Raw genomic sequence first — 792 nt, 5'->3', positions numbered from 1 at the left:
CTACCATCCAACAGTTTGCTTACAATAGTGAGAATGCAATACCTGTTACAATGCCTGTGAATGTGTCTGACCTGCTGAGGGATGGAAATGCAGGAATGCAACGTCAGGTAAGAGATTTTGATACAGGTCTTACGTATGGTGATGGTGCTAAGGCTGCATATAAAAGTGTTGCAATAGGTAAGACTACAAAATGTGGTACTGCTGGCTCGTGCTTCCTTGATGCTGCTAAAGCTAAAAAAGAGTGGTCCGTTGTTATAGGGATACATTCTGAAGCTGATGAAGATTACTCGATTATTGTTGGAGGGAATGCAGTATCGCGCAGTAGAAAATCAACTGCTTTAGGTAGCAGTACTTTTATTATGGGAGCGGCTGGGGGAGTCGCTTTGGGTTATAATTCTCGCATTTTTGGTAGGGAAGATGCTGAAGCGGGCTATGACCCTAGAACTGGAGAAAGCTCAACAAGTAAAGATAGCAAATGGCAATCTACAAAGGGGTATGCTCCAGTTTCTGTCGGTAATGTTGACGATGATATGACGCGGCAGATTACAGGGGTAGCGGCTGGTATTAATGATCGTGATGCAGTAAATGTTGCACAGCTGAAAGCCGTAACAGAGTTGGCGAGCAAAACTTGGAAACTCTCTGTTGAAGGTGCAAGTGGTACAAGTGTTGACATTAACAACGGAGTAGATTTATCGTCTGGAAGTAGTAACCTGAGTATAACAAAAGGGAAAGAAGACAATAAAGTAAAATTTGATTTAGCTCCCGACATCACATTAACGAGCTTAAAGGCAG

Annotated in this window: 1 pseudogene; it reads left to right on the top strand. The window is 42.8% G+C overall.

The features are described from left to right. Nucleotides 1–792 (top strand): annotated as a pseudogene (locus ACFIJS_RS09120) (hypothetical protein); the annotation flags it as partial.

Origin of the sequence: Bartonella sp. OT172YNZD, from assembly GCF_042193725.1 — a bacterium.
Classification (GTDB): domain Bacteria; phylum Pseudomonadota; class Alphaproteobacteria; order Rhizobiales; family Rhizobiaceae; genus Bartonella; species Bartonella grahamii_A.
The sequence above is the reverse complement of the archived record's forward strand: the minus strand, read 5'-3'. Positions and strand labels throughout refer to the sequence as shown.